The organism is Streptomyces sp. NBC_01261, assembly GCF_036226385.1.
Taxonomy (GTDB): domain Bacteria; phylum Actinomycetota; class Actinomycetes; order Streptomycetales; family Streptomycetaceae; genus Streptomyces.
The window spans coordinates 4818852-4843966 of sequence record NZ_CP108463.1; the positions used below are offsets into that span (position 1 = coordinate 4818852).

20 protein-coding genes are annotated in these 25115 nt (G+C 71.0%); 7 read left to right on the top strand and 13 right to left on the bottom strand.

Translation table 11 applies throughout. The features are described from left to right. Positions 1 to 752: 752 nt before the first annotated feature. Together OG226_RS20950 and OG226_RS20955 are read left to right on the top strand one after the other, a co-directional pair. Positions 753 to 2174 carry a PspC domain-containing protein gene (locus tag OG226_RS20950; RefSeq protein WP_329349709.1) on the top strand — a complete coding sequence of 474 codons (1422 nt, stop codon included), beginning with the start codon at positions 753 to 755 and terminating at the stop codon, positions 2172 to 2174. Continuing rightward, complete coding sequence (locus OG226_RS20955; RefSeq protein ID WP_328679969.1) at positions 2161 to 2403, top strand: hypothetical protein; 243 nt, start codon at positions 2161 to 2163, stop codon at positions 2401 to 2403. Before OG226_RS20950 ends, OG226_RS20955 begins: the two co-directional genes overlap by 14 nt. Positions 2404 to 2482: 79 nt before the next feature. Here the strand turns inward: OG226_RS20955 and OG226_RS20960 are convergent, their stop codons facing one another. After that, positions 2483 to 3013 (bottom strand): DoxX family protein, encoded by a 531-nt coding sequence (locus OG226_RS20960; protein WP_328679972.1) that lies wholly within the window; start codon positions 3011 to 3013, stop codon positions 2483 to 2485. 140 nt (positions 3014 to 3153) lie between these two features. Then, positions 3154 to 4434 (bottom strand): hypothetical protein, encoded by a 1281-nt coding sequence (locus tag OG226_RS20965; protein ID WP_329349710.1) that lies wholly within the window; start codon positions 4432 to 4434, stop codon positions 3154 to 3156. A gap of 209 nt (positions 4435 to 4643) precedes the next feature. Between OG226_RS20965 and OG226_RS20970 the strand changes: the two genes are divergently transcribed. Further along, entirely contained in the window at positions 4644 to 5543 is a 900-nt protein-coding gene (locus OG226_RS20970) for a DUF4429 domain-containing protein (protein ID WP_329349711.1), read from the top strand. A gap of 5 nt (positions 5544 to 5548) precedes the next feature. Here the strand turns inward: OG226_RS20970 and OG226_RS20975 are convergent, their stop codons facing one another. Then, positions 5549 to 6343 (bottom strand): class II aldolase/adducin family protein, encoded by a 795-nt coding sequence (locus tag OG226_RS20975; RefSeq protein WP_328679976.1) that lies wholly within the window; start codon positions 6341 to 6343, stop codon positions 5549 to 5551. 220 nt (positions 6344 to 6563) lie between these two features. Here OG226_RS20975 and OG226_RS20980 point away from each other — a divergent pair, with 220 nt between their 5' ends. Then, positions 6564 to 7037, top strand: coding sequence for a pyridoxamine 5'-phosphate oxidase family protein (locus tag OG226_RS20980; RefSeq protein WP_328679978.1), 474 nt, complete (start codon positions 6564 to 6566; stop codon positions 7035 to 7037). Positions 7038 to 7051: 14 nt separating this feature from the next. Here the strand turns inward: OG226_RS20980 and guaA are convergent, their stop codons facing one another. After that, complete coding sequence (guaA, locus tag OG226_RS20985) at positions 7052 to 8623, bottom strand: glutamine-hydrolyzing GMP synthase (RefSeq protein WP_327401854.1); 1572 nt, start codon at positions 8621 to 8623, stop codon at positions 7052 to 7054. A 340-nt stretch (positions 8624 to 8963) separates the two neighbouring features. On the opposite strand from guaA, the gene OG226_RS20990 reads away from it, so the two are divergent. Next, complete coding sequence (locus tag OG226_RS20990) at positions 8964 to 9221, top strand: chorismate mutase (protein ID WP_328679981.1); 258 nt, start codon at positions 8964 to 8966, stop codon at positions 9219 to 9221. Positions 9222 to 9875: 654 nt separating this feature from the next. On the opposite strand, the gene OG226_RS20995 is transcribed toward OG226_RS20990, so the two are convergent. Next, positions 9876 to 11096 (bottom strand): hypothetical protein, encoded by a 1221-nt coding sequence (locus OG226_RS20995; RefSeq protein WP_328679983.1) that lies wholly within the window; start codon positions 11094 to 11096, stop codon positions 9876 to 9878. Positions 11097 to 11308: 212 nt separating this feature from the next. Here OG226_RS20995 and OG226_RS21000 point away from each other — a divergent pair, with 212 nt between their 5' ends. After that, positions 11309 to 12319: an LAETG motif-containing sortase-dependent surface protein gene (locus OG226_RS21000; RefSeq protein ID WP_329349712.1), complete on the top strand. Its 1011-nt coding sequence runs from the start codon at positions 11309 to 11311 to the stop codon at positions 12317 to 12319. 90 nt (positions 12320 to 12409) lie between these two features. Here OG226_RS21000 and OG226_RS21005 read toward each other — a convergent pair whose 3' ends face one another. The 4 genes from OG226_RS21005 to OG226_RS21020 form a co-directional block, all read right to left on the bottom strand. Beyond that, the gene (locus OG226_RS21005) at positions 12410 to 14188 is read right to left on the bottom strand and encodes a GMC family oxidoreductase (protein ID WP_328679986.1); all 1779 of its coding nucleotides are present in this window, start codon (positions 14186 to 14188) and stop codon (positions 12410 to 12412) included. A 106-nt stretch (positions 14189 to 14294) separates the two neighbouring features. Then, a complete protein-coding gene (locus tag OG226_RS21010; RefSeq protein WP_328679988.1) occupies positions 14295 to 15926 on the bottom strand; it encodes a succinic semialdehyde dehydrogenase in 1632 nt (543 codons plus the stop codon). Between the two features lie 159 nt (positions 15927 to 16085). Then, positions 16086 to 17621, bottom strand: a complete 1536-nt coding sequence (locus OG226_RS21015; RefSeq protein ID WP_329349713.1) for a serine/threonine-protein kinase — start codon at positions 17619 to 17621, stop codon at positions 16086 to 16088. Positions 17622 to 17665: 44 nt separating this feature from the next. Further along, positions 17666 to 18580 carry an MBL fold metallo-hydrolase gene (locus OG226_RS21020; protein ID WP_329349714.1) on the bottom strand — a complete coding sequence of 305 codons (915 nt, stop codon included), beginning with the start codon at positions 18578 to 18580 and terminating at the stop codon, positions 17666 to 17668. Positions 18581 to 18682: 102 nt separating this feature from the next. On the opposite strand from OG226_RS21020, the gene OG226_RS21025 reads away from it, so the two are divergent. After that, the gene (locus OG226_RS21025) at positions 18683 to 19600 is read left to right on the top strand and encodes an AraC family transcriptional regulator (protein WP_329349715.1); all 918 of its coding nucleotides are present in this window, start codon (positions 18683 to 18685) and stop codon (positions 19598 to 19600) included. Here OG226_RS21025 and OG226_RS21030 read toward each other — a convergent pair whose 3' ends face one another. From OG226_RS21030 to OG226_RS21045, 4 genes are all read right to left on the bottom strand, one after another. Further along, the gene (locus OG226_RS21030; RefSeq protein WP_328679997.1) at positions 19601 to 19957 is read right to left on the bottom strand and encodes a hypothetical protein; all 357 of its coding nucleotides are present in this window, start codon (positions 19955 to 19957) and stop codon (positions 19601 to 19603) included. It lies immediately after the preceding gene. Continuing rightward, positions 19954 to 21606, bottom strand: a complete 1653-nt coding sequence (locus OG226_RS21035) for a serine/threonine-protein kinase (protein ID WP_329349716.1) — start codon at positions 21604 to 21606, stop codon at positions 19954 to 19956. Before OG226_RS21035 ends, OG226_RS21030 begins: the two co-directional genes overlap by 4 nt. A gap of 107 nt (positions 21607 to 21713) precedes the next feature. Further along, positions 21714 to 23378 carry a serine/threonine-protein kinase gene (locus OG226_RS21040; protein ID WP_328680001.1) on the bottom strand — a complete coding sequence of 555 codons (1665 nt, stop codon included), beginning with the start codon at positions 23376 to 23378 and terminating at the stop codon, positions 21714 to 21716. Positions 23379 to 23407: 29 nt separating this feature from the next. Next, the gene (locus OG226_RS21045) at positions 23408 to 25069 is read right to left on the bottom strand and encodes a serine/threonine-protein kinase (protein ID WP_328686383.1); all 1662 of its coding nucleotides are present in this window, start codon (positions 25067 to 25069) and stop codon (positions 23408 to 23410) included. Positions 25070 to 25115 lie beyond the last annotated feature (46 nt).

The window sequence follows — 25115 nt, forward strand, 5'->3', positions numbered from 1 at the left end:
GCGTCCGTGATCGACGGGTCGACTGCGGCTGCGGCTGCGGCTGCGGCTGCGGGGGATCTGAGCGCAACTGGCACACGAGCCGGCCGCGATACCGGCCGCCGTCGCCCGGCAGCCCGACAGCCCGGCAGGCAACCGGCCGCCGCGGTCCGTGGTGTCGCTGGCGGTTGCGGAAGATCCGAGCGCCACCGGCACACGACCCGGCCGCGATGCCGGCCGCCATGGCACGTAAGCCCGGCAGACAACCCGCCGCCGCGATCCGTGGGCCGCTGACGGCTGCGGAAGATCCGAGCGCCACCGGCACACGACCCGGCCGCGATGCCGGCCGCCATGGCACGTAAGCCCGGCAGACAACCCGCCGCCGCGATCCGTGGGCCGCTGACGGCTGCGGAAGATCCGAGCGCCACCGGCACACGACCCGGCCGCGGAGCCGGCCGCCATGGCACGTAAACCCGGCAGACAACCCACCGCCGCAGTCCGTGAGCCGCTGGCTTCTCCGGGAGATCCGACCGGCACCGCCGCACGAGCCGGTCGCGGTGCCGGTCTCGATGTCAGTCGCCGTGGCGCGGGAAGCCCGGCGGGCGACCGGCCGCCCGCGACGACCGCGTCCGCCCGGCGAACAGCTCGCGGCACCGCCCACCCCCGCGCACCGCAGCCCCTCGAACACTCCCCCGGTCCGGGTCAGGGCGGATTTCAGGGTTCGGCCAGGGTCGTCCCGACTGCCATCGGCGGCTCGCGGCGGGCAGCATGGACGCATGACAGATCACGAGCGCGCCGCGACGGGTCAGGGACCCGGCTCCGGCCCACGTCCGCAAGCGGGCGGCGGGCCGCAGGACGCCGTGCCCGGCGCGGGTGCCGCCTCTGCGCCGGGTGCCGTGCCCGGCGGCGGCATCGCGGCCGCGGCTCCGCACCGGTTCCGGCGGGACCGGCGGTCCAAGGTGCTCGCGGGGGTGTGCGCGGGGCTCGGGCGGCAGTGCGACATGGACCCGGTGATCTTCCGGATCACGCTCGCCGTGCTCTCGGCGACGGGCGGCATCGGCCTCATCTTCTACGGCTTCGCATGGCTCTTCGTCCCGTACGACGACGAGGAGGAGAACGAGGTCCGCAAGCTCTTCACCGGCCGCGTGGACGGCCAGGCCCTGGCCGCCGTGCTGTTCGCGCTGGTCGGCTGCGGCGTGTTCCTGTCGATGCTGAACAACGCCAGTGTGTTGACCTTCGCCGTCGTCCTCTCCCTCCTGCTGGCGGGTGCGGGGTACTGGTCGCAGCAGCGCGGCGCCCCCGACCCCGACCCGCTCGCCGCTCAGGCCGTAGCCGACGCCCCGCCGGAGGCCCAGGCGCCGCCGGTGGCCACCGCCTACCCCTCCTGGTGGCGTGATCCGATCGTCAAGGACGGCACACACGTCGGTGGCACGGGTTATCTGTGGGGCCCCGGCGACTCCCGCGACCGCGACATCGCGGACGTGATCGACGTCAGGCTCGCCCCCTCCTACCCGCACTGGCCCGCGGATCAGCGGGCCCCGCGCCCACTGCCCCCGAAAACGCGCGGGCCGCGCTGGATCGGCGGCTGGGTGTTCCTCCTCGCCCTGCTCGCGGGGGGCCTCGGCACCGCCGCGAAATGGGACGACCAGGCGCTCGGCACCAGCCTCCAGGCGGGCCTGGCCTGTGCGCTCGTCGTCTTCGGGCTGGGGATCGCGATCAGCGCGTTCCTCGGGCGTACGGGGGCGGGCTCGGTGTTCCTCGCGATCGTCACGGCCGGCCTGCTCGCCGCCTCGGCGGCCCTGCCCAAGGACCTCACCACGCACTGGGAGCACCTCACCTGGCAGCCCGCGGCGGTGGCGGACGTACGGCAGAAGTACGACCTGGGGAACGGGGTGGGCACACTCGACCTGACCCGGCTGCGGCTGGCCAACGGGCAGACGGTCGCGACGGACGCCGAAGTGGGCGTCGGGCAGCTGAAGGTGATCGTGCCGCCGAACGTGACGGTGCGGCTGAGTGTGCACGTACGCGTCGGGGACATCCAGTTGCCCGGTGACGACAAGAAGGACGTGGACGTGGAGCCGGGCAAGCACAAGCAGGTCACCCTGACCCCGGCGACGGGCGTCAAGAGCATCGGCACGCTGGACCTGGACCTCCAGGTCGGCGTCGGACAGGCGGAGGTCAGCCGTGCTGCGTCATGAGTTCCAGCCCGGGAAGCTGGTCGCCGGTCTCTTCCTCGCCGCCGCGGGCGTGGTCTACGCCGGGGACGCGGGCGGGCTGTGGGTGACCGAGTGGTTCGCGGTGATCCCGCTGGTCACGGTCGGCCTGGTCCTGGCCGGTCTGGTGGCGGGCGTCAACGGCGCGGTCCGCAGACGCCAAGGGGCCGGCCGCGGGAACACGGCCGACCCCGGTCCGGACATATCCGGCTGAAGATCGTCTACGAACGGGACGGACAGCCCGCCCGGAAGGAGCCCGGCGGCTTCACCGCCGGCGGCTCCCTCCTCGGGAACTACCGGTAGCCGCCCGCCCGTTGCCTTCGCCTTCCGCGGATCACCGCGTCGAAGGAGAACATCGAAGCGCCGGCGAGGACGAGGGGCAGCCAGGCCATCAGGTAGGCGAGGTCGTTGCCGTAGTAGTACGGGTCGTTGGCCCAGCTGATGGTCAGCCACAGGCTGAGCGAGATCAGCGCGCCGCCGAGTGCGGCGAGGCGGGCCAGCAGGCCGATCAACGTGCCGATGCCGACGGCTAGTTCACCGAAGGCGATGGCGTAGCCGAAGCCGACGGGGTTCTTCAGGGCCAGGTCCACCAAGGCCGGGATCGCCGCCGAGTCGCGGACCGCGCGCATCGTCTCGCCGATCGAGCCGGCGCCGGAGGACTTCATGAAGGCACTGTCGGTGAGTTTGTCCAGGCCGGCGTAGATGAAGGTGACGCCGAGGAAGACGCGCAATGGCAGCAGGGCGTATCGGGTGGCGGTGTCCCGCCAGCCCCGGTCGCCGTCTAGGTATGGGGTTTGCGTATCCATTCGAGTGCCGTGAGTCATCGCCCGTGGCCGCCTCTCGCCTGCTGTGCCGTGACCCCTCAACAGACCATACGTACGAATAGGGGGACCCGCTCAATCATGCTTCAACGAATTTTCGCGACCTTGGCACGACGCCTGCGGTGGTCGGTCCGTCGAGGGGGTCAGTCCGTGACGTCGACGACGCAGGCGTTCGTCTCCACGCCCGCCGCGGTGACGACCTGTACCTCCACGCGTCCGGGCTCGACGTCGACCGGGACGGGGACGGTCAGGAGGGTGTCCGTCGGGTTGGAGAAGCCGCCGGTGACGGGGACCAGGGGGACATGGACGTTGACCGGGCCGATGCGGACGACCATCCGGGAGAGCCGGTCGGCGGTCTGGGCACCCGGGGGGACGAAGCCCGCGCCCCGGATCTCGATGTCGTCGCCCGTGCGGATGGGCGCGTCGAGGTCGCCCGCCTCGCGGGAGCGCACCACCGAGAGGATGACCGGGCGACCGCCCTCCGCGTACTTGCCGGCCAGGTATGTCGCGGCCGAGATCAGCACGACCACCGCCAACCCCCAGGGCAGGTCGGGCAGTTGGTCGGGGCGGCGGGCCAGGCGTACGGCGACGAAGACGAGGGCGACGGCACTGATCGCGACGTACTGGATGTCGGCGAAGGTGCCGCGGCCGGCGTCGTCGGTGAGGAGGTCGGCGGCGCGGGGGCGGTCGGCGGGGAGTTTCTGGAGGCGCTGGCCCAGCACGCGCAGGCCGACGACGCGGCGGACGAGGACGGCGATCGCGCAGACCACGGCGAGGACGGTCACCACCCCGGCGCCGCGGGCGAGTTCGAGGCCGGAGATGAGGGTGTCGCGTTCGGCGTGGTCGGAGGCGGCGGCGAGGCGGCCGGCCAGGACCAGCACCGCGTACGCCACGAACAGCACCCAGGACACGGCCACGGCACGGGAGGTCGACAGCCTGTTGTCCTCACCGATGACCGGGGCCAGCGCCCCACCGCGCGCCCGGTGGAACCAGGAGGCAGCCGTCAGCGCACCGGCGACCAAGAGCGCGGCCAGCAGTCCGGCCGTGCGGGCCGCCGTCCAGCCCGCGCCGATCGCGGTGAGCGCCTGCACCAGGAGCAGCACGACGAAGGCGCTCCACACCGCGAAGGCCGTGCGGTGCCAGAGGCGGGCCAGCCAGGCGCCGCCCTCGGCGCGTCCGCGTTCGGCGACGACGTCGGCGGACTGGGTCAGTTCGTCCGAGACCCATTGTCGGGAGGCGGACACCGAGTGCGCCACCGCCGCGGGCAAGCCCTCGCCAGCCGCGAAGCCGTCCCGCTTGACGAGGAACGCGGCGACCGCGCGCCGATGCCCCTCACGTGCTCCGTGCGGGCAGTCCCCGCAGGTGCAGCCGCCTCCGTGGACACCGACGTGCTCGCCGCCCTGTCTCGCCTCCTGCACCGCCACGCCCGACGCCTGCCTTCCCCATGCCCCTCGGCCCGCGACCCCGGACCCTCACGTTCGGCGGCCGGCTCCGAAGCCTTTGGCCACCGCCTTGCAACTCCCGTACGACAACAGCGGATTGTGCCCTACGGGACACGGCCCGCGTCCGGCAGGTCTGGTCAGCGCGGGTGAAGTGACGGCCGCCGTGTTGACCCGGCTGCGAGAATTTCCCTATGGCCGAGATCATCCAGCGCGACGGGACCTGGGCCTTCGACGGCACAACGGTCCGTATCACGCCGGGACTTCACCGCTCCGTGCCACTGTTCCGGCAGACGTACGGGGAGATCGCCGTGCCCCTCGAAGCCGTCGCGGGCGTGGTCTACGAACCCGAACGCAAGCGTGGCCGACTGCGGCTGAGGCTGCGCGAGGGTGCGGACCCGCTGCTCCAGGCGACCGGCGGCCGGTTGCCGGACGCGGCGGATCCGTACCGGCTGATCGTGGACATCGACCGGTCCGGGGTGGCCGAGTACGTGGCGGAGGAGATCCGGCACGGGCTGCTCCTCGACCAGATCCCCAAGGACCCCACCAAGGCGTATCTCCTGCCGGGCCCGCCGGTGCCGGTCTCGGTGCGTTCGTCCGACGGCACGGTGTCGTTCGACGGCGCCCAGGTGCGCATCGACTGGTCCGACACCTCGGAGCGCGTCAAGCGGGCCACCGGGCCGCGCATAGTCGCCGTGGGCGACCTGGTCCAGGTGGAGTGGCTGCCCAACTCCGGTTACGAGGACGGGTTCATGCGGTTCGTTACCCGCGAGACGGTGTTCTCCAAACTGCCGCCGGAGAAGGACCCGTACGCCCTCGATCTGTGGGGCAGCACCCGCCGGGACCTGCTCACGGCGCTGGTCGCGACGGCGGTGACCGCGCGGCTGCCGCATCCGTCGGCCCGCGAACACGAAGGCGACAACGGCGAGTTCGCGGACCGGCCCCGACGGGCGGCGGTCGTCCCGCCTCCGGCCGACCATCACGACGTACTCCTGCGCAGGCTGCGGGAGTTGGGCGAGCTGCACCGGGAAGGAGTGCTCACCGACGAGGAGTTCACGATGACCAAGGCGGCGGTGCTGCGGGGTTTCCGGTAGGGGCCTCAGCTGAGGAGGTCCGGTTCGCTGCGGCTGATGTCCTGCCACAGGGGCTGGTAGTTGATCCACGCGACGAGGTCGCCGCCGGTCTGTTCGCGGGTGGCGACGGCGAGTTTGTGGTCGATGAGGAGAGGGCGGCCGGCTGCTTTCGCGAGAAGCTGGACCTGGCAGGAGCGTTCCATGGACAGGAACCACCAGGCCGCCGCGTCCACCGAGTCGCCCACGGTCAGCAGTCCGTGGTTGCGCAGGACGAGCGCCTTGCGCGAGCCGAGGGCGGTGGCGATCCGCTTGCCCTCCTCGGCGTCGACGGAGACACCGCTGTAGGCGTCGTAGAGCGCGTGGTCCTCGTAGAACGCGCAGCTCTCCTGGCTGATCGGGTCGAGGAAGTCGCCGAGGGCGGAGAGCGCGCGGCCGTGCACGGAATGGCAGTGGGCGACCGCGACGACGTCCGGGCGGGCGGCGTGGACCTGCGAGTGCACGGTGAAGGCGGCCTGGTTGACGTGGTGGCGGCCCTGGAGCACCTGGCCGTCCGAGTTGGCCAGCACCAGATCGGTCACGGTGACGTGCCGGAAGGGCATCCCGAAGGGGTTGACCCAGAAGCAGTCGCTGAACTCGGGGTCGCGGGCGGTGATGTGCCCGGAGACCCCGTCCTCGAAGCCGTACCGGCCGAACAGGCGCAGGGCGCCCGCGAGCCGTTCCTTGCGGTGCCGGCGTTCGTCCTCGACCGACTCGTGCATCGGCGGCATGGCGAACCGCAGCCGGTCGGTGGGCAGGGGGGAGGGCGGTGTCGGCCCGTGCATCGGTCCTCCAGCACTGGGTTCCTGTTACCGGCGGAAGTTACCGTCGGTGAGGCGAAAAGGGCAGTGGTGTTCTGTAAAGATGCGGCACCAAGCGTGCCCGGGTGCCTTCCGAGTGCCTTCTGGGGCCGTGCCGAGTCCCGACCGAGTCCCTCCCGAGTCCGTCCTGAGTCCTTCGCGAATCCGGACAGTGGGTGTCGGGTATCGGCGGGACAGTGGTCGTATGACTGCGAACTGGGCGGTATTCGTCGCCGCGGAACCCGAACTCGCCGCGACCGTGGAGAAGCGCTTCGGGGTCTTCACCCATCACGTCCTCGCGACACTGCGCAAGGACGGGTCGCCTCGGACGAGCGGGATCGAAGTGCGGTTCCTGGACGGGGAGTTGTGGCTCGGGATGATGCCCGACTCGCTCAAGGCGCTGGATCTGCGGCGCGATCCGCGGTTCGCGCTCCAGGCCAATCCGGGGGCGGGTACGGAGATGGGCGGCGGGGACGTACGGGTCGGCGGGCGGGCGGTGGAGGTGACGGATGCCGGGGTGAAGGGGGCGTACAGGGAAGAGGTGGAACCGCCGGAGCCGTTCCACCTCTTCCGCACCGAGGTGACGGAGGTCGTGCGGACCTTCGTCGAGGACGAGACGTATCTCGTCACTCAGGTCTGGCACCCCGGCGAGCCGGTGCGCACGCTCAAGCGGACCTGAGCCTCAAGAAGGGCCTACTCCCACTCGATGGTGCCCGGCGGCTTCGACGTGATGTCGAGGACGACCCGGTTGACGTCGGCGACCTCGTTCGTGATGCGGGTGGAGATCTTCGCGAGGACGTCGTACGGCAGGCGGGACCAGTCGGCGGTCATCGCGTCCTCGGAGGAGACCGGGCGCAGGACGATCGGGTGGCCGTAGGTGCGGCCGTCGCCCTGGACGCCGACGCTGCGGACGTCCGCGAGGAGGACCACCGGGCACTGCCAGATGTCGCGGTCGAGGCCGGCCGCGGTCAGTTCCTCGCGGGCGATCGCGTCGGCCTCGCGGAGCAGGTCGAGACGGTCCTTGGTGACCTCGCCGACGATGCGGATGCCGAGGCCGGGGCCCGGGAAGGGCTGGCGCTGGACGATCTCGTCCGGCAGGCCCAGCTCCTGGCCGACCATCCGGACCTCGTCCTTGAACAGCTTGCGGAGCGGTTCGATGAGCTGGAATTCGAGGTCTTCGGGGAGGCCGCCCACGTTGTGGTGGGACTTGATGTTGGCCGTGCCGGTGCCGCCGCCGGACTCGACGACGTCCGGGTAGAGCGTGCCCTGCACCAGGAACGCGACCTCGGGGCCCTCGTCCGCGATGATCTCGGCCTGCGCCTGCTCGAAGACGCGGATGAACTCGCGGCCGATGATCTTCCGCTTCTGCTCCGGGTCGGAGACCCCGGCGAGCGCGGTGAGGAAGCGCTCCTCCGCGTCCACGACCTTCAGCTGTACGCCGGTCGCGGCCACGAAGTCCTTCTCGACCTGCTCGGTCTCGCCCTTGCGCATCAGACCGTGGTCGACGTAGACGCAGGTCAGCTGGGAGCCGATCGCCTTCTGGACGAGGGCGGCGGCCACGGCGGAGTCGACACCGCCGGACAGGCCGCAGATGGCGCGCTTGTCGCCGACCTGCTCGCGGATCGCGGCGACCTGCTCGTCGATGACGTTGCCGGTGGTCCAGTTCGGGGTGAGGCCCGCGCCGCGGTACAGGAAGTGCTCCAGGACCTGCTGGCCGTGCGTGGAGTGCATGACCTCGGGGTGGTACTGGACGCCGTAGAGCTTCTTCTCGTCGTTCTCGAAGGCGGCGACCGGGACGACGTCCGTGGACGCGCTGACCGTGAAGCCCTCGGGGGCGGCGGAGCAGGCGTCGCCGTGCGACATCCACACCGACTGCTCGTCCGGGGTGCCCTCGAAGAGGGTGGAGGACGACTTGGAGACGTGCAGTTCCGTACGGCCGTACTCGCGGGCGCCCGTGTTGTCGACGGTGCCGCCGAGGGTGGTGGCCATCAGCTGGAAGCCGTAGCACATGCCGAAGACGGGGACGCCGGCGTCGAAGAGCTCGCGGTCCAGGCGGGGGGCGCCCTCCGCGTACACCGACGAGGGGCCGCCGGAGAGGATGATCGCCGCCGGGTTCTTGGCGAGCATCTCGGCGACCGGCATGGTGCTCGGCACGATCTCGCTGTAGACCCGGGCCTCGCGGACGCGGCGGGCGATGAGCTGGGCGTACTGCGCGCCGAAGTCGACGACCAGGACGGTGTCGGGGGCGGGGGTCGCTGCTGACACGGGGGCCTTCCGGCGGTTGGGCGGGGTTCTGGTCATCGATTCTAACGGGGCTCGGGTGGGACACCTGGTCGTGCCTGTGTGACGGGGCTCGGGTGGGGCATCTGGTCGTCCCCGAGGGCTCCGCCCCCAGACTCCCGGGCCTGTGCCATACTCCCCCCATGCTCACGCACCCGACCTCCCTCTTTACCTATGGCAACCGGTCCGCCGGCTGCCATGGTCGAGCTGCTTGAGTTACTGACGAGCGACTTTCCAGGCGCCCCGGGCCGACAAGGCCCGGGGCGCCTGTCGTTTTCCGGGGGTTGTCGGTCGGGGGTGGCCGTTCCGCGACGAGGAGATCCTCATGACCACCAGCACGCCCGAGCAGACCATCGCCGATGCCCGGGAGCGCATCGACGCCCTGGACGACCGGATCATCGGTCTGATCCAGGAACGGGTCGCCGTGTCCGCCGTAGTCCAGGAGGCGCGGATCGCGTCGGGTGGGCGGCGGGTGAGCCTTACCCGGGAGAACGAGATCCTCAGCCACTACAGTGCCGCGCTCGGCAAGCCCGGCACCTCGCTGGCCATGACACTGCTCGAACTGTCCCGGGGTCGTATCTGAGTTCGGTGCCGCTCTCACCCGTACGGCGCGTGACCGCCTCGCGAACCGCTTCGTTGGGGGTGGTGTCCGCGCCAGCCAGGGGCGGGCCCGAAAGAACCACGCGTGGCTCGGCTGGGGCGATGAGACGTACGGATCGTGCCGTGCGTCGTGGGACCTCGCTCCAGGGTCGTGACCGGACGGCAGGGGACAGCAGCCCGGTCACCCAAGAGAACGGTCGGCTCCGGGGACGCCCGGGGCCGCCCGGCGGAAACTGCAAAAATGCACAAAACCGGATCGAACGGTTGCGAAGGCCGCGTCCATCCAGCACGATACGTAGAGGGCCCTGAGGCTTCCCCGAACCCCAAGTCCCCATGCAGACAACCGCATTGCAGTGCACTGTCCCTCTGCCGGACCCCCGCCAAAGGTCGAGACCAAGCGCGCGCCCCGTGTGCGCCGGGGCGCCGACCCAGGGCACTTGAGACAAGCGGCGCAACCCCCCGGCGCCGCTCCCAGGCACCGGCGCTGCCCTGACGTCGGTGCTGACGGAGAAGGGCCCCGCGGCTCCGTCCCGCGGGGCCCTTCGCTCGTCCTCAACGGCCCGTCAGCACACGGCCGTTCACCACACGGCCGATCAGCACACGGCCGTTCACCACACGGCCGGTCAGCTCACGGCCGTCAGGTGCGTGACACCGTCCCGCACGTCTCGTTCTCGCCCTCACCCTCACCGATCCCCTTGCTCCGGTCGTACGGGTCCGTCGTCGGGCCGGACGGCGCGGCTCCCGTGGGCTCCGACGAGGAGACCGACGAGAAGGCCGGGTGGAAGTAGCCGTCGTAGACGTCGCAGGCACTGTTGCCGAAGTCCGCGTTGTAGCTGACGACGCTGAGCCGGCCGGAGGTGACCTGGTAGCGGGTGGGGTCGAGGAGTTGGAGGTCGAGCACGCGGCGGACGATGGTGCGGGTGACCTCGGTGGAGCCGTCGGCGCGGACGACCGGGTAGACGAAGGTGTAGTCGGCGTGGATCGCGACGCCGGAGTGCTCGCCCTTCTTGAAGCTGATCCGGCCTCGGGTCTTCACGACGTCACCGACGAGCCGTACGTCCTTCGGGGCGAAGCGGCTGAACATCATCAGGGGGTCGTGGGCCCTGGTCGGGGTACTCAGGGACGTGTTCAACTCGGCGATCATGCCGGGTTGTTTCGGGTCCAGCACCGAGAGCGCGGCGGTCGGGCGGGCGCCGACGATCGTCTTCGGACTGAGGTTGGCGTCGACGAGGAACTTCTCGGCCTGCTTCAGGGCGAGTTGGACCTGCCCCTTCGAGAAGACACCCACCGCCTTCGCCGGCGGCAGGACGATGCCGGCCGCGCCGTCCGCCCAGTTCAGCGCGGGTGAACCGGCGAACGGCCGGTCCAGCGTGGGGGTTTCGGGGTCCACGGCGGAGGGCGCGGCGGTCGGGGCGGCGGTCTCCGGCGCGAGCGGGGAGGCGACCGCGTCCGGGCTGTCCTTGCCGCCCTCGCCGCCCTTGTGGAAGGGGTCGCCCGGGATGAGCGACGGCTTCATCGCGACCAGCGCGACGGCCAGGGCGAGCGGGATGCCGAGGACGGCCCACGCGCGGCGCTTGCGCCGGGCCCGCCCGTTCATCTCCTGCCAGGCGGGACCGGTCCGCCAGCCCTCGGGCTCCTGGCGCTCGGCCTTCCCCTTGCCCTTCCCCTTGCCCTTCCCTTTGCCCTTCCCCTTGCTCTCGGCCTTCTTCAGCCGCTCGGTCACCTCACGGGCGCGGGCGGACGGTTCCTTCGGGGCGGAGGCACGGATGTCGCGCTCCGTGTCGCGGGCGAACTGTTCCCAGACATCGTCGGGGATCTCCGGGGTCGAGGACGGTTCCTCGGCAGGCTTGTCAGACACGTCCCCAAGTTCTAGACGTTCCGAAAGCCTGTTCACAAGGAGAACTTGGGTGTGACACAGCCCACATAAGAATCCGGTGAGAGTGGGCACAACCGTTCACTGGTTTCCCGGGTCTCACCTGCATAACCAAGGGCCACACCCGCGCCCCACACGCGGAGCCCTCCGCCCAGCGTGCTGCGCTGCCGCAGTACACCGGACTTCCCGAGGACTTCATGAAGCTGCGCCGTGCCATGGCCGCGGCGGCCGCGACGGCCGTCATCGCTCCCCTCGCCCTGCTCTCCGCGCCCGCCGCGTTCGCGGAGGAGTCGACGTCGCCGACCCCGAGCGACAGTGCGAGCGAGTCCGTCTCCGCTTCGCCGTCCGACTCGGCCTCCCCGACGCCGTCCGACTCCAACTCCGCGTCGCCGTCCGGCAGCACCCTCCCGAGCGACTCGACCTCGCCCACGGCGAGCGACAGCGCCTCCACGTCGGCCACGCCCTCCACCTCGGCCGAGCCGAGCGAGGAGCCGACCGACCCGGACGTGCCGTTCTGCGAGGACCTGGACGAGGACTTCTCCGACGCCAAGGTGTCCGCGGACATCAAGGGCCTGCCGGGCAAGATCGTCGCGGGCGACGGCTTCCACGGCTTCAAGCTGACCGTCACCAACAAGTCGAAGACCACGGTCGACGGCGTCGCCTTCTACGCCGAGGTCGAGAACTACGAGCTCGACGAGTCGAAGTTCCTGAGCCCCTACGTGGACCTGGAGTTCAAGAACCCCGAGTCCGGCAAGTGGGACCGGATCGGCAACGACGAGTGGGCCGGCGACTACTTCTTCTACATCAACGCCCTGAAGTCCGGTAAGAGCGAGACCGTCGACCTGCGCGTCAGCATCAGCGCGAAGGCCCCGGCCGGCGACGCCTACTCCTTCGGCTCCGGCGCCTACCTCGACAACATCAAGGGCCAGGACTGCATCGCCGAGGGCTGGGCCCAGTACGACTTCGAGGTCCTGAAGGCCGGCTCCACCAACACCGACCCGGGCACCGCCACCCCGAGCACCGGTGACAAGGACACCTCGGTGAAGAAGCCGCAGGGCGAGGTCTCCGACCTCCCGACCGGCAACCTCGCCGAGACCGGCTCCAGTTCCGCGCTCCCGGTGATCGGCCTCGTCGGCGGCGCCGCCGTCGTCGCGGGTGCCGCCGCGGTGGTCATGGTGCGCCGGCGCAAGAGCGGGGCGAGCGCGTAACACGCGGCTCGCCGCACAAGGAAGGACCTGCGCTCGGAGGGGGGCGCAGGTCCTTCTGCTTGTGCCGACCGTTCGAGTACCCCTGATCGGCTACGACTTGGGCGGCACCGTCGGTATCCCGAGGAACGGCAGCCTCAGCGCGCCGAACGCGCCCTCGGGGACCACGGGTTGGTTCGGCTCCACCGGCGTCAGGCGTTCGTACGACAGCCCTTGCTCCGGGCGCGGGTCCGGCTCGCCCTTGTTGGGCCAGTACGACATCGCGCGCTCGGCCTGTGCCGTGATGGTGAGGGACGGGTTGACGCCGAGGTTCGCGGAGACCGCCGAGCCGTCGACGACCGAGATGCCGGCGTGGCCGTAGAGGCGGTGGTACGGGTCGATCACACCGGTCTCGCGGGAGGCGCCGATGGGGCAGCCGCCGAGGAAGTGGGCGGTGAGCGGGGTGCCCATCAACTCGCCGACGTTCGAGCCCGCGAAGCCGTTGATCTCGGCGGCGATCGCCGCCGCGCCCTCCGAAGCCGCCCTGATCTGCTTGGGGTTGGGGGCGCCGTGTCCCTGACGGGCCGTCAACAACCCTTTGCCCACACCGTCCGGTTTCAGGTACGTCGTCAGGGAGTTGTCCAGCGACTGCATCACCAGGCCGATGATGGTCCGCTCCGACCAACGCCGGTTGGAGAGCGAACGCAGGACCAGGAGAGGGTGCTTCGCCGCGTTCGCCAGCCAGCCCAGTGCCCTCGACGAGCCCTCCGCGTAAGGGACTTGGAGGATGGAGAGGCCGCCCATCGAGTTGGAGCCCCTGCCGTAGCGGACCGGTTCGATGTGGGTGTTCTCGTCGGGGTGGATCGAGGACGTGATCGCGACCCCGCGCGTGAAGTCGACCTGCCGGGTGCCGGTCGCCTTGCGGTAACGGCGGTTGTTCGTCTGGGCGCCGACCAGCGCCTCCGAGTTGGTGCGGGTCAGTTCGCCCAACTTCTCGGAGAGGTACGGCAGTTGCCCGCCCGCCTTCATGCGGTGCAGGAGGGTCTGGGTGCCGTAGGTGCCGGCGGCGAGGACGACTTGACGGGCCTTGAAGGTGCGGCCCTCCGATGTGCGGCGCGCGTCGGTCGGCAGGGTGGCGATCGCGTAGCCGCCCTGCGAGTCGTCCGTCACCGACACGACCGTGGTCATCGGGTGGACCTTCGCGCCCGCCTTCTCGGCGAGGTAGAGGTAGTTCTCGTTCAGGGTGTTCTTGGCGCCGTGCCGGCAGCCCGTCATGCACTCGCCGCACTCGGTGCAGGCCTTGCGGTCCGGGCCGGCGCCGCCGAAGTACGGGTCGGCGGCCCGTTCGCCGGGGCGTGCCTTCGCCGTTCCCTCGGCGTCCTTGCCGTCGCCGAAGAAGACGCCGACGGGGGCCATGTGGAAGGTGTCGCCCACGCCCATCCGCTGGGCCGCCGCCTTCAGGTGCACGTCCGACGGAGTCATCGTCGGGTTGAGGCGTACGCCGAGCATGCGGCGGGCCTGGTCGTAGTACGGGGTCAACTCCTCCTCCCAGTCGGTGATGTCGCGCCACTGGGGGTCCTCGAAGAACGGCTTCGGGGGGACGTAGAGGGTGTTGGCGTAGTTGAGGGAGCCGCCGCCCACGCCTGCGCCGGCCAGGACCATGACGTTGCCGAGCAGGTGGATGCGCTGGATGCCGTACATGTTGAGCTTGGGGGCCCAGAGGTAGTTCTTGAGGTCCCAGGAGTTCTTGGGGAGCGTGGTGGGGGTGAAGCGGCGGCCTGCCTCCAACACCCCCACCTTGTAGCCCTTTTCCGTGAGGCGCAGGGCGGTGACCGAGCCGCCGAAGCCTGATCCGACGACTATGACGTCGTAGTCGTAGGTGTCCTGGGGCACGGGGTCTCCTCTTTGAGTTTCGCGTGCGGGCCGTCTGTGGCTGGGCGCGCCCACGCGGCGGAGCCGCATATCGATACAGTCCCGCGCCCCTGAAAGCAAAGGCGCCTTACCTGAGCCGGAATGCCTTCATCGCCCGGAGACTGCGGCTCATGAACTGGGCGTAGCCCTCATCCGTCATTCCCAGCGAAGGCGCCATCGGCAACAACCGCTGCTGGGCGATGGTTTGGGCCTCTGTGTACTTGAGGATGCCCTCAGAGCCGTGGCGGCGGCCCAGGCCGGAGTCCTTCATGCCGCCCATCGGGGACTGGACGCTGCCGTAGGCGGAGGCGTAGCCCTCGTTGACGTTGACCGTGCCGGTGCTGAGGCGGGCGGCGATGGCGCGTCCGCGGCTGCCGCTCTTCGTCCAGACCGAGGAATTGAGGCCGTACGGCGTGGAGTTGGCCTCCGCCACCACCTCGTCCTCCGTCGAGAAGCGGTAGACGGAGACGACCGGGCCGAAGGTCTCCTCGGCGCAGACCGCCATGGGGGCCTCGACGCCGTCGAGGATGGTGGGCTCGAAGAAGTACGGGCCGATGTCCGGGCGGGCGACACCGCCGGCCAGCACCTTCGCGCCCTTGGCGACCGCCTCGTCCACGTGCCGGGTCACCGACTCCAACTGCCGTTCGCCCGCCAGCGATCCCATGTCCGCGCCGTACGCGAGGGACGTGCCGAGGCGCATCGCCTTCGTGCGGGCGGCGAAGCGCTCCAGGAAGGTGTCGGCGATCGACTCGTGGACGTACAACCGCTCGATGGAGACGCAGAGTTGGCCCGCGGAGGAGAAGCAGGCGCGGACCGCGCCCGCCGCCGCCTTCTCGATGTCGGCGTCCTCCAGGACCAACATGGCGTTCTTTCCGCCGAGTTCGAGGGAGACGCCGATCAGGCGGGCGGCGGCGGCCTGCGCGACCTCGCGGCCGGTGCGGGTGGAGCCGGTGAAGGAGACGTAGTCGGCGTGCTTGACGACCTCGGGGCCGACGACCGGGCCCTCGCCGAGGACGACCTGGAAGACGTCGGCGGGCAGGCCGGCCTCGATGAGGAGGTCACGGGCCCACAGCGCGGTCAGGCAGGTCTCGGTGTCCGGCTTCATCACGACCGCGTTGCCCGCGGCGAAGGCCGGGAGCGCGTCGCCGACGGAGAGTTCGAACGGGTAGTTCCAGGGGGCGATCTGCCCAACTACCCCGCGCGGGTGGCGGAGTTCGGTGACCTTGGTGAGGGTCGGGACGGCGCCGGTGTGCCGCTTCGGCTTGAGGTAGGCGGGGGCCCTGCGGCCGTAGTGGCGGGCCGCGACGGCGACGGCCTGCACCTCCTCGTGCGCGTGCAGCCGTGCTTTGCCGGTCTCCAGCTGGATCAGGTCGAGGACCTCGGCCTGGCGGGCGAGGACGAGATCGTGGAAGCGGAGCAGCACGGCCGCGCGCTGCCGTACCGGCGTCCGCGCCCACAGGGCCTGCGCGGCGCGGGCCGCGTCGTAGGCCTTCGCCACGTCCTCGGGGGTGGACTCGGGAAGATCGGCGAGCTTCTCACCGGTGAACGGCGAGTGGTTGGCGGTCCGGCCGGAGCCGACCACACCCTTCGTGAGCTGGGCGACCAGCTCCGGGGTCACCACGTCGGCGGCGGTACGGGCGCCTGTGGGGGCCGGCGCGAGGGGGTTCGTGCCGGTCGTCGTTTCCGTACCGGTCTTTTCCGGGGCCTGCGAGTCCGTCATGTGCGGCAGGGTATGCCGCGAGGGGAGGTTTGGGTACCCGTCGGTAATCGGGATTCACCTAGTACTCACATCACGCCAGCGATCACTGGCAACGAATGCCCTGATCAGGGCGTTGTGCGGGGATGATCACCTCCGCATCGCCACCGGCCCGCCGCCGGATCACTTTTCCGTGAGTGTGAGCCGGGCGCGGGCGCCCTTGAAGAGCGCGGTGCCCTTCTTCTCGTCCGGGGTGCCCTTGGGCATGTCCACGCGAAGTTCGTACATACGGCCGTCCGCGGTGCGGATGATCAGGGCCATGATGCGGGTGGGGATGCCGGACTGTTGGTAGGTGGTGTCGAGGAGGACGGCGTCCTTGTTCCCGCGGAAGCTGGTCCGGGTGTACTGGGGGCGGGACGTACCGACGCTCAGGGTCTTGGCCTCGTCGAGGGGTGAACCGGTGGCCCTGTCCCGTTCGGTGAGGCGGACACGAAGGGTGCCGGTGCCGTAGACGACGATCCGGCTGCCGGCCGCCGTCCGCGCGTCGAGCCGCTTGTAGTGCGGCGGGAGGGAGAGGACGGCGGACAACGCCGTCTCCCGGTGCGCGGTCCAGGAGCTGCCGGTGTCCATGAGGTTGTCGACGACCGTGCCGAAGACCAGGCCCGCCGCCAGGAGCACCCCGACGGCGATCAGAAGCGCCCGGCGAGGCCTGCGGCGCCGGGGGCGGGACGTGGGCTCCGGTTCCGGTACGGCGTCGGGAACGGACGCGGCACCCTCAGACACCTCTTCAGGCACATCCTCAGGCACCTCCTTGGGTACCGCCTCGGACTCGGCCTCGGGCACCGCGTCGCGCGGGACCGTGATGACCGTTGGCTCCGGTACGTCCTTCCCCTCGGCCACCGCGTCCAGTACCGCGCCGACCTCCTCCGCCCCCGGCCGTTCCTCCGGGTCCCGCGCCAACATCCGTACGACCAGCGGCCCGAGAGGTCCCGCGCGGGTCGGCTCGGGTGGTTCGCCGGCGAGGATCGCGCCGAGGGTGGACTCAACGGTCGTACGGCGGAAGGGAGATGCCCCTTCGACGGCCGCGTACAGCAGGACGCCCAGGGACCACAGGTCGGAGGCCGGTCCCGCACCGGTGCCCGACATGCGCTCGGGGGCGATGAATTCGAGCGAGCCCACGAACTCCCCGCTGGCGGTGAGGGATTCCTCGCCCTGGATGTGGGCGATGCCGAAGTCGGTGAGGACGACGCGGCCGTGCGGGCCGAGCAGGACGTTGGCGGGTTTCACGTCCCGGTGCACGATCCCCACGGCGTGCGCGGCGCACAGGGCGCCGAGGACGGCGCGGCCGATGCGGGCGGCGTCGGCGGGGGCGAGGGGGCCGCGGTTGAGCAGTTCGTGCAGGGACTCGCCGCGCACCAACTCCATGACGATCCAAGGGAGTTCGTCCTCGATGACGACATCGTGGATGGCGACGGCGGAGGGATGGTCGACCCGGGCGGCGGCGCGGGCCTCGCGGTAGAGCCGGTGGGCGGCGCGCTGGAACTCCTCGTCCTCCGGGTCACCGGGCAACCGCGGCTGTTTCACGGCGACTTCGCGGTCCACGAGTTCGTCGAAGGCCCGCCATACGGTGCCCATGCCGCCGGAGCCGATCCGTTCGAGCAGCCGGTAGCGACCGCCGACCAGACGTCCGTCGCGCACCTGTTCGCCGACTTCGCTCATGCCCCATCAGTACCGCGCCCGGTACGGCCTTGTCGACGCGCGTCCTACTTCCCGAGCACCAGCGTGTCGCCCACCCGCCGCACCTCCGCGACACCGGTACCGCCGAAGTGCGCCGGAATCACCAACTCCCGCTCATCCGCAGCCCGTTCGAGCACACGCCGACGGCTGTCCGCGGCCTGCCGGGGATCGAGGCAGAAGCAGCTGCTGCACTCCGGATGCGGAATCTGGACGGGACTGTGCAGCAAGTCCCCGACGAACACGGCCCGTTCACCGCCGGAGGCGACCCGGAGCACGGACGACCCGGGTGTGTGTCCCGGCGCGGACTCCAACGTCAGCTGCTCGTCGACGCGGTGCGTGCCCTCCCACAGGGTCGCCAGCCCGGCGCGGTGCACGGGCGCGACGCTGTCCTCGTAGGTCAGGCGGTCGTCGGGCCGTACCGCACCGCCGTAGTTGTTCTCGGGCCCGAAGTGGAAGTCGTCGGCGGCAGGGAGGAGATATCGCGCGTTGGGGAACAGCGGCTCCCAACTCCCCTCCACGTCATGGGTGTTCCAGCCGACGTGGTCCCCGTGGATGTGTGTGTTGACGACGACGTCGACGTCCTCCGGCCGTACGCCGGCCCGCGCCAGCCGCCCCGGCAGGTCGCCCTGGCTCATGTGGAACAGCGGATTGCCGGGCCGTTCCCGCCCGTTGCCGACCCCGGTGTCCACGAGCACGGTCCGCCCGGCGCTGCGCACCACCCAGGTCTGGAGCGCCACGACGGCACGGTCGGTCTCCGGGTCCCAGTGATCGGGGGCGAGCGTCTCGCGGTGCTCCTGCCAGACGCCGGGCGGCAGGTCGGGGACGAGGGTGCGGGCGGGGGCGTAGGGCCGCGCCCACTCGACGACTCGGACGACTTCGACGTCGCCGATGGTGAAGGTCTGTGCGGTGTTCATCTGGGTCTGCGCGTTGTCCTCGGTCATGGAAATGAGCTTAGGGAGGTGGCATGAGTGTCTCAATGCGTGAATGACTCACTCTGATACGCATATACCTCACCACTGCTATCCCTGGCGTAACCTGGCCGCATGGACGTGGTGAGCGACGCGATCTCCGCCGTACGGACCGGGCGGCCCTCCTCCAACCGCCTTCGTGTGGGCGGCAGTTGGTGCACGCGGCTCGCGCCGTACGAGGGTGCCGGGTTCCATGTCGTGCTGGCGGGCGGCTGTTGGCTGGTGCCCGACACGGGCGGTGAGCCGGTGACGCTGGGCGCGGGGGACGTCGTACTGCTGCCGCACGGTGCGGGCCACGTACTGGCGGACTCGCCCGGGGACACGGCGCGCGCGGTGCCGTTCGAGGAGATGCGGCGGCCGGACGGTGGCGGCGGGGACGGGCGTGAGGTCGAGTTGCTGTGCGGGAAGTACCGGCTGGACCGGAGCCGGACACATCCGCTGATGGCGGAGCTGCCGGAGGTGGTCCACCTGCCGAACCGGGTCGGCCGTCACCCCGAGCTCCGGTCCGCGGTGGACCTGTTGGCGAACGAACTGGACGAACGGCGGCCGGGGGCCTGCCTGGCGCTGCCCAGTCTGCTCGACCTGCTGCTCATCTACATGGTGCGGGCGTGGATGTCCCAGGCGGAGACGGGCAGTTGGCCGTCCGTGCTGAACGACCCGGTCACCACGGCCGCGCTACGGGCCCTGCACTCCGACCCCGCCGCCCTCTGGACCAACGACCGCCTGGCCGCCGCGGCGGGGGTGTCCCGGGCGACGCTGGCCCGCCGGTTCACCGCGCTGGTGGGGCGGGCGCCGATGGCGTATCTGACGTGGTGGCGGCTGACGTTGGCGGCGACCCGACTGCGCGACACGGACGCCTCGTTGGCGGCGGTGGCGCGGGAGGCGGGGTACGGCAGCCCGTACGCCCTGTCGCACGCGTTCAGCCGGGAGTTCGGGGTGACGCCGGGCAGGTACCGGGTATCGGCGGGGGGTTCGGAGGGACGACGCCCCTAGTTAGTCGCCCTCGCGATCCGGATCGAGGTCAGGATCGTCGTCGTACTCCTCCGCGAGCCGCAGCCCGAGATCGGACTCCCACTCCAGGGCCCACCGCCGCAGTTCCGCGATCTCCACCGCGTCGAGCCCGTGCGCAGCGAACTCCTCGTCGCTCACCCAGACGACGCTCTCCAGGCGGTCGCGCAGACCGAAGAGGTCGAAGTCCGTGCCGTCGGCCCGGAGGCCCAACTGCTCCAGTTCGACGGCGGAGTAGTGGCGACGGGCCGCGTACACGTCGACCACATCGGCCGGCAGACCGCGGTCGCCCAGCGCGCGCACGCTCAGGACCGCGAGGTCGGCATCCGCATCACCGCTCACAGCGTGTCGACGTCCAGGTTCGCGATCGCCGCCTTCGCCACCTCGCGGCCACGGGCCGTGAAGTCGCCGTCGCCCGGGTAGCCGATCGTGAGGCGGTACATGTTGCCGGAGGTGGTCTTGTAGTAGAAGATCTGGACCTCGCGGGGCCGGGAGTCCAGGCTGTCGTCGGTGTCGTAGACGATCGTGTTCATGGCGGCGGCCTTACCGTGGTAGGAGTCGGTCGGCTTCGTGGCCGTCTTCGGGTTCTCCGGCATGTCGAGGCTGGAGCTGCCGCTCTGCTTGAAGTCGCCGTTGTCGTCGTACATTTGGGCCGCGGCGGAGTCCTTGATCTCGCCGAGGGTGTCCTCGGACTTCTTGACGAGGGCCAGGCCGATCGAGATGCTCCCGCTCGGGTCGGTGTACGTGATCCAGTGCCCCTTGTCCGTCTTGCGGTCGGGGGCGCCGCGCTTGTATTTGGCGGGGGTCGCGAGCGTCGCCGCCACGTCCTGCACGTGGTGCTTCTTCCAGCCCTGCGGGAGTGTCCGCGATCCGGCGAACGGGTTCGCGATCAGCAGGTACGCCGTCACCGCCGCCGCGACGACCACCGCGCCGAGGCCGGACCACGTCTTGCGGCCGGGGCGGAATCCTCTTCCGGTTCCGGGGCGTTCGACGTACCGCACCTCCTGGGTGGGCACCGGTGCCGGCGGGTTGGCCACCGATTCCAGTGCGGCGCGTACCCGGGCCGCGTTCGGGCGGTTCGCCGCGTCCTTGGCGAGGAGGGCGGTGATGAGGTCGGCGAGCGGGCCCGGGGCCGAAGTCGGGGGCGCGGGGGCGGAGTTGAGGACCGACTGGAGGGTGGCGGGGGTGTTGCTGCGGCGGAACGGGGAGACGCCCTCCGTCGCCGCGTACAGGACCACGCCGAGGGACCACAGGTCGGAGGCGGGACCGGGGCGCTGGCCCAACACCCGTTCCGGCGCGATGTATTCGGGTGAGCCGACGAAACCGCCGGTGTCGGTCAGGTTCGTCTCGCCCTCGATCTGCGCGATGCCGAAGTCGGTCAGGACGACCCGGTCGTGGCGGCCCAGCAGGACGTTGTCCGGCTTGACGTCGCGGTGCAGGATGCCCGCCGCGTGTGCCGCCTCCAGCGCGCCCAGGACCTGGAGGCCGATCCGGGCCGCGTCCCGCGCGTCGAGGGTGCCCTCCTGCAACGCGTCGCCCAGCGAGCGGCCGGTGACCAGCTCCATCACGATCCACGGCTGACCGTCGACCACGGCCACGTCATGCACGTTCACGACAGCCGGGTGGTCGAGCCGTGCCGCCGCGCGGGCCTCGCGGCGCATCCGCTCGAAGGCGTTGGCACGTTCGCGTTCGGGAAGGTGGTCCGGGACACGTGGTTCTTTTACGGCCACCTCGCGGTCCACCGTCTCGTCCTTGGCCCGCCACACCGTGCCCATACCGCCGTGCCCGAGCTTGCCGAGCAGCCGGTACCGCCCCGCTATGAGCCGTCCGGTGCCGGGGTCCGGCGCCGGCTCGGGCGATGAACTCGGCGTCGCGTACGGGTTGTTCGGGTGCGGCACCTGCGCCGGCACGGCCATACGCGGGTTCGGCGGTTGCAGGGCGAAACTCGTCGGCTCGTCGGCTCCGTGTCTGGCTCCCCCGTTGCTGCTCATGCGTCCATCCATATCGCGCCAACCGCCGCCGTATCCACCTCTGGTGCTTTCCGGTCACAGACCCGTGACCGAGGGCGCGGCTTATCTCCCGTTACGTGCCTACGGGTTCACGCGCGGGTGAAGGTGTCCAGCGCGACGTCGAAGTACTCCTTCGCCTCCCGCACCTTCCCGACCGGCGCCGACACCCAGACGTCGTACATCCGGCCGTTCTCCTCCCAGCACATGTCGTACGTGTGCCGGGGTCCCTCCGCCGTGCTGAAGCCGTTCCAGCTGAACTCCCAGAGTGCGGCGGGGTGTCCGTAGTGCGTGGTGTCGGTGACCTTGCCGTCGTGGTAACCGGGGTTCGTGGCCGCCCCGTTGGCCGCCGCGCCCTTCATCACCGCGAGCGGGCCGCCCTGTTCGGGGTCGGACATCCTGATGCCGAGCCGAAAGGTCTCCCCCGGCGACATGTAGAAGATGCGCTCACCCTGCGGCACCCGCACGAAGTCCTCCGGTACGGCGAGGGAGAAGCCGTCGGGGTCATGAGCGATGCGGTAACCGGACGGCGCGGTAGGGGTGTTGGGCGTCTCGGCACTTGCCGAGGGGGTGGGCGACGGTGACCGCGTACCGGCACTCGTGGAGGTCAACGGCGCCGAGGTGGCCGGCAGGGCACCCCCCGCACCCCCGTCCCCGTCGTCCCCCCGTATCAACAGCGCCGCCCCCGACACCCCGGCCCCCGCCATCGCCGCGACCAGCAGCGCGGTGACGAGCACACCGCGTGTGGTGCGCCGGGGCGACTGCTCCGCCCTGGCGGAAGGCGCGGGGGCGGAGGGCGCGGGGGCGGGCGGCGGGATGCTCAACCGCCCTCTCGGAACGTCACGTTGGGTCGGTGTGTAGCCCGGCGTCGGATGTGCCGTACGGCCGGGCGGCGCGGCGCGCGGTGTCCGCCCGGTGTCCAGAAAGGCTCGCAGCATCCGCTCGGCCTCCGCCGCCTCCAGCCGCCGTTCCGGATCACGTTCGAGCAGTCCCCGTACGACGGGCAGCAGCGGCCGGGCCTGCTCCGGCGGGCGGATCTCGTCGATGACGACCGCGTGCAGGATGCCGCCCAACGAGTCGCGGCGGAACGGCGATTCACCGCTCAGCACCGTGCACAGCAGCGCGCCGAGCGACCACAGGTCGGACGCGGGACCGGTCCGCACGCCCGACATCCGTTCCGGCGCGGTGTACTCGGGCGAGCCGACGAACGCGCCGCTCTCGGTGAGGGTCGTAGCGCCCGCGACCTGCGCGATACCGAAGTCGGTGAGCACGACCCGCTCGGAGTCGTCCTCGTCGGCGGCGGTCTGCAGCAGGACGTTGGCCGGTTTGATGTCCCGGTGCAGGACACCCGCCGCGTGAGCCGTGCGCAGCGCGCCGAGGAGGGCGATCCCGATCCGCGCGGCCTCGGCGGCGTCGACCGGGCCGTGGCCGGAGATCCGCTCGGCGAGCGAGCCGCCGTCGATCAACTCCATGACGATGTACGGGCGTTCGTCCTGCTCGACGACGTCGTGCACGACGATGATGTGGGGGTGGCGCAGTTGCGCGACCGCCCGTGCCTCGCGCAGGGTGCGGTCGCGCTGCTGGCGGGCCTCCTCCTCGGAGAGGGAGTCGTCCTGGGCGATCTCCTTCACCGCGACCTGGCGGCCCAGGAGTTGGTCGGTCGCCCGCCACACGACGCCCATGCCACCGCGTCCGAGCCGCTTCTCCAGTCGGTAACGCCCGGCGATCACCCGGGCGTTGTCCCCCTCGGTCCCCATGCGCACCATCATGACGCAACCGGAAGCGGTCAGCCCGAGTCGGGACTCCAGCTCTGCAGGACCGACTTGAACTGGGCGCTGGTCGTCGCCCAGTCCGCGGCCGGCGCGGACATGTAGATCGCGTACTCGACGCCGTCGCGGGACATGTACGTCTCCTCGATGGCGCGCCGCGGCCCCGGGTAGGGCGTGTCCTTCGCCTGCGCGGTCCAGGTGTAGTCCCACAGGGAGCCCGGACGGTCCCGGTAGGTGTTCGCCTCCAGGGTCACCCGGTTGTAGTCGACCAGCCGCTGGAGCTGCACTTCCAGGTCGAGTTGGTGGGCGTTCGCGGTGGGGAAGTCCGGGGAGGTGTCGATGGCTATGCGGACGAAGTGCTTGCCGTTGTCGGGCGTGTAGTCGACCTGCTTGATGCCGCCGGAGTCGCCGTAGACCTTCCGCGCCCAGCCCTTGGGGAGGGATATGTCGAAGCCCCAAGCATCGTGGTAGACCTGCCAGTTGGCGGGACCCGAACTGTGCGGGGTCGGCGTGGCGCTCTGTGAGGCCGATGCGCCCGGAGTGCCGCCCTGGTCCTGGTCCCGGTCCTGATGCCACTTCTGCAGCCCCAGTGCCGTACCGCCGCCGACGAGCGCGGCGACGACGACCACGAGGACCACCGAGCGCAGCCGGCGGCGCTTCGGCGGAGCGACCGCCACGGGGGGCGCGAGGGAGACGGGCGGTGTGTGCTGGTAGGTGGCCCCGGTCGCCGACGCGTACGGCGCCGCACCCCCGGTCGCCGACGGATACGGCGTCGCGCCCGAGCCCGAACCGAAGTTCTCCGCCAACCCGCCCTGCCGGGAGCCCACTTGCTGGGTCGGCAGCCACTCCTCCGCCGCCCGCGGGCGGCGCCCCTCGGCCGCCTCCGCGAGCATCTGCTCGGTCTGGTCCGCGTCGGGCCGTAGCGCGGGGTCCTTGTTCAGCAGCGCGGCGATGACGGGCGCGAGCGCGCCGGCGTACCGCGGTTCGCCGGCGTCCTCCTCGACGACGGCCTGCATGGTGGACAGCGGCGACGTGCGGCGGAACGGCGAACGGCCCTCGACCGCCGTGAAGAGCGTGGCGCCCAGCGCCCACAGGTCGGAGGACGGCCCGGGGTCGGCGCCGCGGACGCGCTCGGGGGCGAGGTAGTCGACGGAGCCAACGACCTCTCCCGTGCGCGTGATGGTGCTGTCGCCCTCGATCTGCGCGATGCCGAAGTCGGTGAGCAGCACCCGCCCGTCCTGCCCGAGCAGCACGTTGCCGGGCTTGACGTCACGGTGCAGGACGCCGGCGGCGTGCGCGGCACGCAGCGCGCGCAGCACCCATATGCCGATGCGCGCGGCCTCGGCCGGCTCGATCCGGCCCTGCTCCTTGACCTCGTCGGCAAGGGAGTTGCCCTCGACCAGCTCCATGACGATCCATGGGCGGCCGTCGTGTTCGAGGACGTCGTGCACCGTGACGACGGCGGAGTGGTTGATCCGCGCGGCGGCGCGCGCCTCGGCGCGGGTGCGCGCCAGCAGCCTCGGCTGGTCGCTCTCGGACACATAGAGCGCGGCCGTCAACTCCTTGATGGCGACAGTCCGGTGCAACACCTCGTCGTGCGCCCGCCACACCCGGCCCATACCGCCGCTGCCGATCGATTCGGCCAGCCGATAGCGCCCCGCGAGGAGCAGGCCCTGCATCTGATTCACGTTTCCCCGCAATGCTCTTGACAGGCTCAGCGTAAGG

What these genes read in the sequence shown, in the direction of transcription:
- OG226_RS20990 (WP_328679981.1), top strand. Translation starts at nt 8,964, where the DNA reads ATGACCACCAGCACGCCCGAGCAGACCATCGCCGATGCCCGGGAGCGC.
- OG226_RS20980 (WP_328679978.1), top strand. Translation starts at nt 6,564, where the DNA reads ATGACTGCGAACTGGGCGGTATTCGTCGCCGCGGAACCCGAACTCGCC.
- OG226_RS20970 (WP_329349711.1), top strand. Translation starts at nt 4,644, where the DNA reads ATGGCCGAGATCATCCAGCGCGACGGGACCTGGGCCTTCGACGGCACA.
- OG226_RS21010 (WP_328679988.1), bottom strand. Translation starts at nt 15,926, where the DNA reads ATGACGGACTCGCAGGCCCCGGAAAAGACCGGTACGGAAACGACGACC.
- OG226_RS21035 (WP_329349716.1), bottom strand. Translation starts at nt 21,606, where the DNA reads ATGAGCAGCAACGGGGGAGCCAGACACGGAGCCGACGAGCCGACGAGT.
- OG226_RS20960 (WP_328679972.1), bottom strand. Translation starts at nt 3,013, where the DNA reads ATGACTCACGGCACTCGAATGGATACGCAAACCCCATACCTAGACGGC.
- OG226_RS21040 (WP_328680001.1), bottom strand. Translation starts at nt 23,378, where the DNA reads ATGGGGACCGAGGGGGACAACGCCCGGGTGATCGCCGGGCGTTACCGA.
- OG226_RS21020 (WP_329349714.1), bottom strand. Translation starts at nt 18,580, where the DNA reads ATGACCGAGGACAACGCGCAGACCCAGATGAACACCGCACAGACCTTC.
- OG226_RS20975 (WP_328679976.1), bottom strand. Translation starts at nt 6,343, where the DNA reads ATGCACGGGCCGACACCGCCCTCCCCCCTGCCCACCGACCGGCTGCGG.
- OG226_RS21015 (WP_329349713.1), bottom strand. Translation starts at nt 17,621, where the DNA reads ATGAGCGAAGTCGGCGAACAGGTGCGCGACGGACGTCTGGTCGGCGGT.
- OG226_RS21025 (WP_329349715.1), top strand. Translation starts at nt 18,683, where the DNA reads ATGGACGTGGTGAGCGACGCGATCTCCGCCGTACGGACCGGGCGGCCC.
- OG226_RS21000 (WP_329349712.1), top strand. Translation starts at nt 11,309, where the DNA reads ATGAAGCTGCGCCGTGCCATGGCCGCGGCGGCCGCGACGGCCGTCATC.
- OG226_RS20950 (WP_329349709.1), top strand. Translation starts at nt 753, where the DNA reads ATGACAGATCACGAGCGCGCCGCGACGGGTCAGGGACCCGGCTCCGGC.
- OG226_RS21045 (WP_328686383.1), bottom strand. Translation starts at nt 25,069, where the DNA reads ATGCAGGGCCTGCTCCTCGCGGGGCGCTATCGGCTGGCCGAATCGATC.